The 12,115-nt window shown below is 73.3% G+C and carries 13 protein-coding genes; 6 read left to right on the forward strand and 7 right to left on the reverse strand.

Annotated elements, in window-relative coordinates; genetic code table 11:
* Positions 1–23 precede the first annotated feature (23 nt).
* From HGCM_RS00470 to HGCM_RS00480, 3 genes are all read right to left on the reverse strand, one after another.
* A complete protein-coding gene (locus tag HGCM_RS00470; RefSeq protein WP_026075150.1) occupies positions 24–1,136 on the reverse strand; it encodes a BMP family lipoprotein in 1,113 nt (370 codons plus the stop codon).
* Positions 1,137–1,345: 209 nt separating this feature from the next.
* Positions 1,346–2,599, reverse strand: a complete 1,254-nt coding sequence (locus HGCM_RS00475) for an amidohydrolase (protein ID WP_019134936.1) — start codon at positions 2,597–2,599, stop codon at positions 1,346–1,348.
* Between the two features lie 23 nt (positions 2,600–2,622).
* A complete protein-coding gene (locus HGCM_RS00480) occupies positions 2,623–3,759 on the reverse strand; it encodes a mannose-1-phosphate guanylyltransferase (protein ID WP_019134937.1) in 1,137 nt (378 codons plus the stop codon).
* 248 nt (positions 3,760–4,007) lie between these two features.
* On the opposite strand from HGCM_RS00480, the gene sdhC reads away from it, so the two are divergent.
* From sdhC to HGCM_RS00500, 4 genes are read left to right on the forward strand one after another with little or no spacing between them, the layout of a single operon-like run.
* Entirely contained in the window at positions 4,008–4,409 is a 402-nt protein-coding gene (gene sdhC / locus HGCM_RS00485) for a succinate dehydrogenase, cytochrome b556 subunit (protein WP_081596326.1), read from the forward strand.
* Positions 4,409–4,867 carry a succinate dehydrogenase hydrophobic membrane anchor subunit gene (locus HGCM_RS00490; protein ID WP_019134939.1) on the forward strand — a complete coding sequence of 153 codons (459 nt, stop codon included), beginning with the start codon at positions 4,409–4,411 and terminating at the stop codon, positions 4,865–4,867. Before sdhC ends, HGCM_RS00490 begins: the two co-directional genes overlap by 1 nt.
* 18 nt (positions 4,868–4,885) lie before the next feature.
* Positions 4,886–6,727 carry a succinate dehydrogenase flavoprotein subunit gene (gene sdhA / locus HGCM_RS00495; RefSeq protein ID WP_019134940.1) on the forward strand — a complete coding sequence of 614 codons (1,842 nt, stop codon included), beginning with the start codon at positions 4,886–4,888 and terminating at the stop codon, positions 6,725–6,727.
* Positions 6,727–7,488 carry a succinate dehydrogenase iron-sulfur subunit gene (locus HGCM_RS00500; protein WP_026075151.1) on the forward strand — a complete coding sequence of 254 codons (762 nt, stop codon included), beginning with the start codon at positions 6,727–6,729 and terminating at the stop codon, positions 7,486–7,488. The genes sdhA and HGCM_RS00500 overlap by 1 nt, the downstream gene beginning before the upstream one ends.
* A 180-nt stretch (positions 7,489–7,668) precedes the next feature.
* Here HGCM_RS00500 and HGCM_RS00505 read toward each other — a convergent pair whose 3' ends face one another.
* Positions 7,669–8,238 (reverse strand): hypothetical protein, encoded by a 570-nt coding sequence (locus tag HGCM_RS00505; RefSeq protein WP_147572538.1) that lies wholly within the window; start codon positions 8,236–8,238, stop codon positions 7,669–7,671.
* 105 nt (positions 8,239–8,343) lie between these two features.
* Between HGCM_RS00505 and HGCM_RS20075 the strand changes: the two genes are divergently transcribed.
* Together HGCM_RS20075 and HGCM_RS00515 are read left to right on the forward strand one after the other, a co-directional pair.
* Complete coding sequence (locus HGCM_RS20075; RefSeq protein WP_019134943.1) at positions 8,344–8,517, forward strand: hypothetical protein; 174 nt, start codon at positions 8,344–8,346, stop codon at positions 8,515–8,517.
* A complete protein-coding gene (locus HGCM_RS00515; RefSeq protein WP_019134944.1) occupies positions 8,507–9,292 on the forward strand; it encodes a phosphotransferase in 786 nt (261 codons plus the stop codon). Before HGCM_RS20075 ends, HGCM_RS00515 begins: the two co-directional genes overlap by 11 nt.
* Before the next feature lie 9 nt (positions 9,293–9,301).
* Here HGCM_RS00515 and HGCM_RS00520 read toward each other — a convergent pair whose 3' ends face one another.
* The 3 genes from HGCM_RS00520 to trpS are packed head-to-tail and all read right to left on the reverse strand — an operon-like array spanning position 9,302 to position 11,946.
* A complete protein-coding gene (locus tag HGCM_RS00520) occupies positions 9,302–10,306 on the reverse strand; it encodes a YihY/virulence factor BrkB family protein (protein ID WP_019134945.1) in 1,005 nt (334 codons plus the stop codon).
* 9 nt (positions 10,307–10,315) lie between these two features.
* Positions 10,316–10,906 carry a 2'-5' RNA ligase family protein gene (locus tag HGCM_RS00525; protein WP_019134946.1) on the reverse strand — a complete coding sequence of 197 codons (591 nt, stop codon included), beginning with the start codon at positions 10,904–10,906 and terminating at the stop codon, positions 10,316–10,318.
* A complete protein-coding gene (gene trpS / locus HGCM_RS00530) occupies positions 10,903–11,946 on the reverse strand; it encodes a tryptophan--tRNA ligase (protein WP_019134947.1) in 1,044 nt (347 codons plus the stop codon). The genes HGCM_RS00525 and trpS overlap by 4 nt, the downstream gene beginning before the upstream one ends.
* Positions 11,947–12,115 lie beyond the last annotated feature (169 nt).

Here is a 12,115-nt window from a genome sequence, read left to right on the forward strand (position 1 = left end):
TCGCCCCGGGCCCCCGGTACGGGTCAGGAGACCTTGTTCGCCGACGGGGAGTCGACGACGAGGTCGCCCGAGATGATCTGCTCACGCAGCTCGTCGATCTTCGAGGACAGCTCGGCCGGGACCTGGCTCTCGAAGTCGTGGAACGGCGCGATGTCCACGCCGCCGTTCTCGAGCGTGCCGACGTACGGCTCGGCCGTGAAGTTGCCGTCGACCGACGCCTTGATCGTGTCGAAGACGGCGGTGCCGATCTGCTTCATGACCGAGGTGAGGATGAGCGACTTGTACTGCTCGTTGGAGGGCTGCAGGTAGCCGTCCGAGTCCACCCACACGACCATCGTGCCGTCGTGCTGCGACGCCGCGTTGAGCGTGCCGGAGCCGACCGGGCCGGCGACGGGCAGGATCACGTCGGCGCCGTCCTCGATGAACTGCGTCGAGGTGTCCGCACCCGCCTGGGTGTCGGAGAAGTTGCCGATCATCGAGCCGTTCTGCTTGGCCTTGTCCCAGCCGAGCACCTTGGTGGCCGTGCCGGAGTCCTTCGCGTAGGCGGCCGCGCCGTCGACGAAGCCGTCCATGAAGATCGTCACCGACGGGAAGGGCTGGCCGCCGAAGGTGGCGAGCGTGTGGGTCTTCGACATGCCCGCGCTCAGGTAGCCGGCGAGGTACGCGGCCTCCTGCGTGTTGAACAGCAGCGGCTTGGCGTTCTCGAGCGTGACCGGGTTGAAGTCCGCGTCCGAGAAGGCCGAGTCGACGAGCGCGAAGTGCTTGTCCTTGTTCGCGTCGGCGGCCGCCTGGATGGCGTCCTCGAGCGCGAAGCCGACGCCGATGATGAGGTCGCAGTTGGCCTGGACCATCGAGTCGACGTTGGTCGTGTACTGGCCCGGGTCGGTGGACTCGGCGGTCTTCACCTGGATGCCGAGGTCGGACTCGGCCTTCTTGAGGCCCTCGTAGCCGGACTGGTTGAACGAGGCGTCGTCGAAACCGCCCTCGTCGGAGACCATGCACGCCGTGAAGTCCACGGGCGCCGCTGCGCTGCCGCTGCTGCCCGGCGTCTCGGTCTCCTCCGGGGCGCTGCCGCACGCTGCGAGCGCGAGAGCGACTGCCCCGCCGAGCGCAGCCGCACGAATGATCTTCTTCACGCGACTCTCCTGAGTGTCTTGGCGCCGGGCGCACGCATGGCTGAACGCGCGCAGGGAGCGCGCGGGTGCGCCGGCATCGATGGGTCGGACACTATCCACCGCCGGATGACGCGCACGTTACCGACGGGTATCCGCGGGGGTTCCGTTACCGACTTGGAATATCGGACCACCGTCCGGACGGGCCGTCTCGCCAGCCGGACGAGCCGCGCTCAGGGGCGTCCCGCGAGCACCGCCGCCCGCGCGAGCAGCAGCGCGCCGGCCTCGACCGCGCGCTCGTCGACGACGAGGTCGCCCTGGTGGATGTCGTACGTGCGGCCGCCCGGCGTCCGGGTCCCCAGCCGCGCCATCGCCCCGGGCACCTTGGTGAGGTACCAGGCGAAGTCCTCGCCGCCCAGCGACTGCTCGGTCAGCTCGACCGAGCCCTCGCCGAGCACGTCGTACGCAGCCCGCTCCAGCACCGTCGTGGCCGTCGCGTCGTTGTCGACGGGCGGCGTCCCCCGCTGGTGCCGCACCTCCGCCTCGACGTCGAACGGCGCGACGACCTGCGTGACCGCGTCGTGGAAGACCTGCGAGGCCGCCTCCCAGGCGCGCACGTCGAGGCAGCGCAGCGTGCCGCGCAGGTGACCCGTCGTCGGGATCGCGTTGTGCGCGGAGCCCGCCTGCGCGACGCCCCACGTGAGGTTGACGCCCGAGCGCGGGTCGAGACGGCGCCCCAGGATCGCGGGGACCTGCGTGATCACCTGGCCCATCGCGTACACGAGGTCACCCGTGAGGTGCGGCCGGGACGTGTGGCCGCCGCCGCCGGTGAAGACGACCTGCACCTCGTCGCTCGCCGACGTGATGGGCCCGATGCGCGTGCCGACCCGGCCGACGTCCACCTTGGGGTCGCAGTGGACCGCGAACAGCGACGAGACGCCGTCGAGCCCGCCCGCGGCCATGACGTCGAGGGAGCCGCCGGGCTGGATCTCCTCCGCGGGCTGGAACACCAGGCGCACGCCGGTCGCGAGCTCCCCAGCCTCGGCGAGCCGCGCGAGGGCCAGCCCCGCGCCCAGCACGGCCGCGGTGTGCACGTCGTGCCCGCAGGCGTGCGCCACGCCGCGCGCGGTCGAGTGCCACGGCAGCCCGCACGCGTCGACGACCGGCAGCGCGTCCAGGTCGGCTCTCAGGCCGATGCGGCCGCGCCCGTCGGGCCCGCGCGACGGGCCGATGTCGCACGTGAGCCCGGAGCCGGGCAGCAGGGCGGGCGTGAGGCCGGCGGCGCGCAGCCGGTCGGCGACCGCGGCCGTCGTGCGCTGCTCCGTGCGTCCCAGCTCGGGGTGCGCGTGCAGGTCCCGGCGGAAGGCGACGAGCTCGGCCCGCAGCTCGTCGAGCGTCCCGGTCAGCCGTGCGAGCGTGCCGTCCGCGGACGGCTCCCGGTGCGGCAGGAGGGCAGGGACGTCGGCGGGGTCGAGGAGGGCGGGCACGCCTGCGAGCGTATCGCCGTCGCTCAGAGCAGGTCGTCGCGTCCCGCGGCCCGCCAGGCGTCCACGACGTCCTTGACCTGCTGCGCGTGCTCGCGCGAGGTGACGAGGACCGCCCCGGGGGTGTCCACGACGACGACGTCGGGGAGCCCGACGACGCTGACCGTGCGGCCGTCGGCAGGCACGACGAAGGCTCCGTCGGCCGCGACCCGTCGCACGAGCGACGCGTCGCCGAGCGTGCCGGCGGGGAGCAGACCCGCGAGGGAGTCGAAGTCGCCCACGTCGTCCCAGCCGAAGTCGCCCGGGACGACGGCGACGCCCCCGGCCGCGGCGACCGGCTCGGCGATCGCGTGGTCGATGGCGATCTTCGTCAGGCCCGGCCACACGCGCGCGAGCACCTCGTCGCGGTCGTCGCCGTCCCAGGCGGCGGCGATCTCGCGCAGCCCGGCCGCGAGCGCCGGCAGCTGGGCCGCGAGATGGTCGAGCAGCACGCGGGCGCGGACGAGGAACATGCCGGCGTTCCACCGGTACTCCCCCGTCGCCAGATAGCTGGCGGCCGTCAGCGCGTCGGGCTTCTCCGTGAATCCGGCCGAGCGCACCGCGCCGGGCGCGTCGGGCAGCCCGAGCGGCTCCCCCGACCGGACGTACCCGAAGGCCGTCGAGGGGCCGCTCGCCCGGATGCCGACGGTGACGACGTACCCCTCGCGCGCGGCCACGACGCCCTCGCGCACGGCCCGCTCGAACGCCTCCGCGCCGTGCACCACGTGGTCCGCGGCGAACGAGCCCAGCACGACGTCCTCACCGTGCCGCTCGAGAAGGACCGCCGCGGCCAGGCCGATCGCGGCCATCGAGTCGCGCGGCGACGGCTCGGCGAGCAGCCGGCCGCCCGGCCCCTCGTCCAGCCCGGGCAGCTGGGCGGCCACCGCGGCCGCGTGCCGGGTGCCGGTGACGACGAGCACTCCGTCGGGGCCGGCCAGCGGCGTCAGGCGGTCGACGGTGGCCTGCAGGAGCGTGCGGCCGGAGCCCGTCAGGTCGAGCAGGAACTTGGGCCGCCCCGCGCGCGACAGCGGCCACAGGCGCGTGCCCGCGCCGCCGGCCGGGACGACCGCGTGGAACCCCGGGATCACCGACGACTCGGCGGGCGCATCGGGCGTGGCGGACATGGCGGCCACCCTAGTGGCGCCCGCGCGGTTCCCCCCGGGGCGTGTGGACTTGCTCACACCCGGGACCAACGGCCCACCCTGACGGTCCACCCACCCGTCGGGCGTCTATACAGTGAGACAGCAGGCATGCGGCAGAGCGGCCGTGCCGACGCCGGACCGACGTGGTGGGGACGCCACGGGGCCGGGCGCCGACCCGCCCCCCGCCCCGTGCCCGCCGCCCCGTCCTCACTCGCCAGGAGGCCCACGAAGTGGCAGCGCCCGCAGCGACGCCCGCGCGCAAGCCGGTCGGAACGCTCTATCGCGGCCGGGAAGGCATGTGGTCGTGGGTCGCGCACCGCGTGACCGGCTTCGCGATCTTCTTCTTCCTGCTCGTGCACGTCCTCGACACGTCGCTGGTCCGGATCTCCCCCGAGGCCTACAACGACGTCATCGGGACGTACAAGAACCCGGTCATGGGGCTGGGCGAGGCCGGCCTCGTCGCCGCCATCGTCTTCCACGCCTTCAACGGCCTGCGGATCATCCTCGTGGACTTCTGGGCCAAGGGCCCGCGGTACCAGCGGGTCATGCTCTGGGTCGTCATGGGCCTGTTCGTCGTGACGATGGCGGGCTTCCTGCCGCGGCACCTCATGCACGTCTTCGGGGGTGAGTGATGAGCCTCGTCGCGGACCCCAAGGCGCCGCGCCCGCCGCGCGCCCGTCCGAGCCGCCTCACCACGCGCGGCAACACCGAGCTCTACGGCTGGGTGTTCATGCGCGCGTCGGGCGTCGTGCTCGTCGTCCTCATCTTCGGCCACCTGTTCGTGAACCTGGTCGCCGGAGAGGGCGTCAAGGCCATCGACTTCGGCTTCGTCGCCGGCAAGTGGGCCTCGCCGTTCTGGCAGGTCTGGGACCTGCTCATGCTCTGGCTCGCCATGATCCACGGCACCAACGGCGTGCGCACGATCGTCAACGACTACGCCGAGAAGGACACGACGCGGATGGTCCTCAAGGGCCTGCTCTACCTCGCGTTCGTCGTGGTCGTCGTCCTCGGCACGCTCGTGATCTTCACGTTCGACCCCTGCCCGTCCGGGTCCCCCGCCGACCTGCTGCCGTCGTTCTGCACCGAGTGACGGGGGCCTGAAGGAACCATGCAGACACACCAGTACGACGTCGTCATCGTCGGCGCCGGCGGCGCGGGGATGCGCGCGGCCCTCGAGTCGTCGGCCCGCGTCCGGACCGCCGTCATCTCCAAGCTCTACCCGACGCGCTCCCACACGGGCGCGGCGCAGGGCGGCATGTGCGCCGCCCTCGCGAACGTCGAGGAAGACAACTGGGAGTGGCACACGTTCGACACCGTCAAGGGCGGTGACTACCTGGTCGACCAGGACGCCGCCGAGGTGATGGCCAAGGAGGCCATCGACGCGGTGCTCGACCTCGAGAAGATGGGCCTGCCGTTCAACCGGACGCCCGAGGGCCGCATCGACCAGCGCCGGTTCGGCGGCCACACCCGCAACCACGGCGAGGCGGCCGTGCGCCGCTCCTGCTACGCGGCGGACCGCACCGGCCACATGATCCTGCAGACGCTGTACCAGAACTGCGTGAAGAACGACGTCGAGTTCTTCAACGAGTTCTACGTGCTCGACCTGCTGGTCGACCACGACCTCGCCGCGGGCCACGTGCCCGAGGGCGAGGAGGTCAACGTCTCGGGCGTCGTGGCCTACGAGCTGGCGACGGGCGAGATCCACGTCTTCCAGGCGAAGTCGGTGGTCCTCGCGACGGGCGGCGCCGGCAAGATCTTCAAGACGACGTCGAACGCGCACACGCTCACCGGCGACGGCATGGCGCTCGCGTACCGCCGCGGGATCCCGCTGGAGGACATGGAGTTCTTCCAGTTCCACCCGACGGGCCTGGCGGGCCTCGGCATCCTGCTCTCGGAGGCCGCGCGCGGCGAGGGCGGCATCCTGCGCAACTCCGAGGGCGAGCGCTTCATGGAGCGCTACGCCCCCACGATCAAGGACCTCGCCCCGCGCGACATCGTCGCTCGGTCGATGGCCAACGAGGTCCGCGAGGGCCGCGGCGCCGGGCCGAACAAGGACTACGTCCTGCTCGACCTCACGCACCTCGACCCGGCGCACATCGACGCCAAGCTGCCGGACATCACCGAGTTCGCCCGCACGTACCTGGGCGTCGAGCCCTACACCGAGCCGGTGCCGGTCTACCCGACCGCGCACTACGCCATGGGCGGGGTGCCGACGAACATCGAGGGCGAGGTGCTCCGCAACGAGCACGACGTCATCCGCGGGCTCTACGCCGCGGGCGAGGTCGCGTGCGTCTCCGTGCACGGCTCCAACCGCCTGGGCACCAACTCGCTGCTGGACATCAACGTGTTCGGCAAGCGGGCCGGCATCAGTGCCGCGCACTACGCCGCGCAGGCGTCGTTCGTGGACCTGCCCGAGGACCCGGCGGCGACCGTCGTGGCCGAGCTCGAGCAGATGCGCACCCGCCCGGACGGCGAGCGCGTGGCCGACGTGCGCCGCGCGCTGCAGGAGACGATGGACGCGAACGCGCAGGTGTTCCGGACCGAGGAGTCCCTCCACCAGGCCCTCGCCGACCTGCGCGAGCTGCAGAAGCGGTACCAGGCCGTCTCCGTGCAGGACAAGTCGCGCACCTTCAACACCGACCTGCTGGAGGCCGTCGAGCTCGGCTTCCTGCTCGACATCGCGGAGACCGTGGTCGTCGGAGCGCTCAACCGCCAGGAGTCGCGCGGCGGGCACTTCCGCGAGGACTACCCCGACCGCGACGACAAGAGGTTCATGCGGCACACGATGGCCTACCGGCGGCCGCTGCCCGAGGGGCGGCGCTCGTCGAAGGGCGACGGGGACGCCAAGGGGGCGTTCGCCCACTCGACCACGTTCGAGGGCTACCAGCTCGTCCTCGGGTCGAAGGACGTCGTGGTGACGCGCTACCAGCCGATGGAGCGTAAGTACTGATGACTGCCGTGGCCGAGGCCCCTGCCCAGAAGGTCGGCGAGGTCGCCTCCTTCACCGTCACGATGCGCGTGATGCGCTACCTGCCCGACGAGAACGGCGACGCCGTGCCGCGCTGGGACGAGTTCCAGGTCGAGTCGCACGGCACCGACCGCGTGCTCGACGCGCTGCACAAGATCAAGTGGGAGCAGGACGGCTCGCTCACGTTCCGGCGCTCGTGCGCGCACGGCGTGTGCGGGTCGGACGCGATGCGGATCAACGGCCGCAACCGCCTCGCCTGCAAGACGCTGCTCAAGGACCTCGACCCGTCCAAGCCGATCACCGTCGAGCCCATCAAGGGCCTGCCCGTGGTCAAGGACCTCGTGGTCGACATGGAGCCGTTCTTCGCGAGCTACCGCGAGATCATGCCGTTCCTCATCACCACGGGGAACGAGCCGACGAAGGAGCGCCTGCAGTCCGCCGCCCAGCGCGAGCGGTTCGACGACACGACCAAGTGCATCCTGTGCGCCGCGTGCACGTCGTCCTGCCCGGTGTTCTGGACCGACGGCCAGTACTTCGGCCCGGCGGCGATCGTCAACGCGCACCGGTTCATCTTCGACAGCCGGGACGAGGGCGGCGCCCAGCGCCTCGAGATCCTCAACGACAAGGAGGGCGTGTGGCGCTGCCGCACGACCTTCAACTGCACCGAGGCGTGCCCACGGGGCATCGAGGTGACGAAGGCGATCCAAGAGGTCAAGCGGGCGATGATCACGCGCGCCTTCTGAGGCGACACCACCGAGGTCGCGAACAGCCGGCGAAGCGGGCGATGATCACGCGCGCCTTCTGAGGCGACCACCGCCGAGGCCGCGAACAGCCGGTGAAGCGGGCGATGATCACGCGCGCCTTCTGAGGCGACCACCGCACGTGCGCGAGGGCCGGGGCCGACGCCCCGGCCCTCGTCTGCGTCAGGCCGCGGTGACGGCCCGCTCGTCCAGCCCGGCGATCGCAGCGGCGAGGCGCCCGCGCGACGAGGCACGGCGTGCGACCGCCGCGACCCGGGCCCACGCGTCGGCGCCGAAGCGGTCGTGAGCCGCCACGAGGGCGTCCAGCAGCGACGGCTCGCCCGGCTCGGCCGTGACCTCGAGGAGCGTGCGGCCCGCGTCCTCGACGACGTACGTGACCTGCGCGCGGAAGGTGTCGGCGGGCCGCGCGCGCAGCCGCAGACGGCCGCGGGCGACCTCGTCGGGCAGCATCCGGCCGCCGGAGCGCGCGAGGTGCAGCGCGGACCGCAGGCGCCGGGCGTCGTCCTCGTCCAGGCCGGCGGCGGCGTCGATCGCGTCGAGGTCGAGGAGGACGACGCAGGACTCGTCGGGCTCGCCCGGGTGCCAGGAGCCGTCCGCCTCGAGGGTGAGGAAGCCGCCCTCGACCGCGAAGGCGGTCTCGACGAGGGCGAGCCGGTCCGCGAGCGCCAGGCCGAGCAGCGGGTGGCGCCGCGAGGTGGTCACGGCGCCGCAGGAGCAGGAGATCGTCACCATGGCCCCAGGGTGCACCGCCGGACCGACACGGGCGCCGGGCACACGCCGAGGGGTGCCGAGCCCAATGCGCTGGGCACGGCGCCGGGTCGGTGGTGGACTGGCCGCGTGAACACGCAGTGGCACGACACGCACGTCCTGGGTCAGGGCGCGCCGATGGACCGCCGGGTCGAGTGGCACCTCGCGCACGCCGATGCGTGCGGGTGCCGGCCCGTCCCGGCGACCGTGGCGGCCGAGCTCGAGCGCCGGGGCCTCCCGGTGCCGGCGCCCCGTGACCGCTGAGCTGCCCGTGCTCGTGGACGACCCGGGCACGGTCGAGGAGGTCCTGCCCGGCGGCAACGTCGGCGGCGCGGTGCGCGTCGGGTCGACGGTGCGGCGGCCGACCGGCCCGTGGACGCCGGCGGTGCACGAGCTGCTGGCGTTCGTCGCGGACGCCGGGCTCGACCTGGTGCCGCGGGTCCTCGGGACCGACGCGCGCGGGCGTGAGGCCCTCACGTACCTGCCCGGTCACGTCGTCCCGATCGGCGTCGAGGACCTCACGGACGCCCAGGTGGCGAGCACCATGGCGTGGCTGCGCCGCTTCCACGAGACCGTGGCGGGCTTCCCGCGGGACACCCGACGCTGGCGCTTCGCCGAGCGCGGGCTCGGTCCGGGCGAGATCGTCTGCCACCACGACGTCGCGACGTACAACCTGGTGTTCGACGGCGACGCGCTCGCCGGCGTGCTCGACTGGGACGTCGCCGGGCCCGGGGTCCCCCTCGACGACGTCGCGATCTTCGCCTGGAACGGGCCGCTGCTGGAGCCGGAGGCCGACGCCGCTGCGGTGGCGCGAGGGCTGCGCCTGGTGGCCTCGTCGTACGGCGACGTCGACCCGCACGACCTGCTCGACCACGTGCCGGTGCGGATGGCGAACGCGGTCGCGCGGATCGCCGCCGGCGCGCGCGCCGGCGACCCGGGGATGCGCCGGCTCGGCACCGTCGGCGAGCCCGACCGCACGCGCCGGCGCCTCGCGCGGCTGCTGCAGCGCACGGCCGAGCTGCACGACGCGATCGGCTGACCGCGCCGCTCAGTGCTCGGCGGCCTCCGGGGGCGGCCGGTCGGCGACCCACGCGGCCGCCAGCAGGACGATCCGCGAGATGAGGTTGACCCAGATGAGCAGCGTGACGATCACGGCGAACGACGCGAGCAGCGGGTTCCTGTCGGCCGAGCCCGCGACGACGCTCGTCCCGAGGAACCGCACGACGCCGATGCCGACCGCCGCGAGGAGCGCGCCGCGGACGAGGTCGCGGCGCGGCGGGTCCTCCGCGGCGAGCACGCGGACGATGAGGACGAACGTCAGCGCGTCGATGACGAACGCGACGAGCATGCCGACGCCCTGCAGCGCGATCTGACCGGAGCCGTCCCAGCCGAACGCGTCGAGGACCCACCGGGCGGCGGAGCCTGCCGCCGTGGTCAGCACGGCCGACAGGAGCACGGCGAACGCGAGGCCGGCGAGCCCGCCCAGCTCGCGCAGCTTGCCCGTCACCGCGTTGCCGCCGGTGCCCTCGTCGGCGAACATCGCCCGCACCCCGGTGCGCAGCGCCGCCGTGGCCGACAGGGCCGACAGGAGCAGGACGACCAGCGCGACGACGCCCGCGACCGTCAGGCCCGGGCTGAGCTGCAGCGACGCCGGGTCGATCACGCCGTCGTTCTCGCCGGTCTGGACGAGCCCGGGCAGCGCCTGGTCGATGGCGCGCAGCACGCTCGCCCGCAGCTCCTCGTTGTCGCCCAGCACCGCCATGAACACGGTCCACCCGAGCGTGAGCGCCGCGAACACGGAGAACAGGGCGGCGTAGGCGATGCCGCCGGTGAGCACGCCGCCCCCGCGGGAGCCGAACCGGGCGTTCGCACGGGCCGGACGGGTGCGCTGCCACCACGCGAGGAGCGCCTTCGCCCGCTCGACGAGCGAGGGGGACGACGACGGGTCGGGCACCCGTCGCGCCGCACGCGCGTGCGCCTGGCCCGCGCCCGCGGCCGGGCCGACCTCGTCGATCCCCGCGTGCGAGACCCGTTCGCGTCCCGGTGCCGTCATGCTCCGAGGCTAGGTGGCGGGCCGGGCCTCGGCATCCGCGAGCCGCGCGTCCTGCGGCGGCGCAGCGGTGAGCGGGAAGGAGCGGGCGACGCGCCAGACCTCGTCCGCGCCGCACTGGTACAGGTCGAACCGGTCCACCACGAACGACGCGTCGAAGCCGGCGAGCTCGTCGATCGCCGCGTCCAGCCGGTCGTCGTCGAGGTCGTGCGCGACCGTGACGTGCGGGTGGTAGTGGTAGCGCAGCTCCTGGGCGAGCGGCCCCTGCCGCACGGCCGACTCCAGCTGCTCGCAGCCCGCGATGCCGTCGGCCACCTGGACGAACGCGACCTGCGTGACCGGACGGAACGTGCCGGTGCCCCGCAGGCGCAGGACGAAGGGCGCGTGCTGCGCGGCCGCCGCGGCGAGGTGCTGCTCGATCGCGGGCACGTCCCCGGGGGTCACCGCCGTCGGCCCGAGGAGCGTCACGTGCGGCGGGATCAGCTCGGCGAGCGGGTCGCCGAACCGCGAGCGGGCGCCCTGCAGCACCGACCCGTGCGGCTCGGGCACCGTGACGGCGACGCCGATGACGACGTCGTCGGCGGTCCGCTCGGGCAGTCTCACGCCCCGACCTCGACCACCCGCCGCGGCCGGCGCGCGAGCAGGCCCGACCGCTCGTAGAACCGGTCGAGCGTCACGGACGCGATGTCGCGCGCCTTCTGCGCGCCCACCGCGAGGACGTCGTCGAGGGCGGCCGGGTCGGCGAGGTACTCGTGCACCCGCGCCTGGAACGGCGTGAGGAAGTCCACGACCACGTCGGCGAGGTCCTTCTTCAGGTCGCCGTACCCCTTGCCGGCGTACTCGGCCTCGATCGCGGCGACCTCCCGCCCGGTGAGCGCCGAGTAGATGGTCAGGAGGTTGGAGACGCCCGGCTTGGCCTCGGCGTCGAACCGGATCTCCCGCTCGGCGTCGGTCACGGCCGAGCGGATGCGCTTCGCGACGACCTTCGGGTCGTCGAGCAGCTCGATGAGGCCGTTCGGGCTCCCCGCCGACTTGCTCATCTTCGACGTGGGGTCCTGCAGGTCGTAGATCTTCGCCGTCGAGCGGACGATGTACGGCTCCGGCACCACGGCCGTCCCCGCGCCGAAGCGCGAGTTCAGCCGCGTCGCGAGGTCACGCGTGAGCTCCAGGTGCTGGCGCTGGTCCTCGCCCACCGGGACAAGGTTCGTGTCGTACAGCAGGATGTCGGCCGCCATGAGCACCGGGTAGGTGAACAGGCCGACGGTCGTGCCCTCGGAGCCCTGCTTGCTCGACTTGTCCTTGAACTGCGTCATGCGGCTGGCCTCGCCGAAGCCCGTGTGGCACGACAGGATCCAGGCCAGCTCGGCGTGCTCCGGCACGTGCGACTGCACGAACAGCAGCGAGCGTGCGGGGTCGACCCCGGCCGCCAGGTACTGGGCGGCCGTGCGGCGGGTGCGCTCGCGCAGCACGGCGGGGTCGGGCCCGACCGTCAGCGCATGCAGGTCGACGACGCAGTAGATGGCGTCGTTCCCGTCCTGGAGCGCCACCCACTGGGTCAGCGCGCCCAGGTAGTTGCCGAGGTGCAGGGAGTCGGAGGTCGGTTGCATCCCCGAGAAGATGCGCGACGTCGAGGGCACGGGCATTCGACCATTCTGTCAGGCGGCGGGGCAGGGGCGGACCGGCCGGACCGCGGTCCGGACGGGAAGGTCGAGGGCGGTCAGGTGGCCTCGTCGTCGTACGGGGCCGGCGCGTTCACCGCGGCCGGTGCGGACGGCGGGGACGGCTCCCCGGCGGCCGCGGGCCGTCGCCCGG

The sequence above is a fragment of the Cellulomonas massiliensis JC225 genome (genome assembly GCF_000312005.1).
Classification (GTDB): Bacteria; Actinomycetota; Actinomycetes; order Actinomycetales; family Cellulomonadaceae; genus Cellulomonas; species Cellulomonas massiliensis.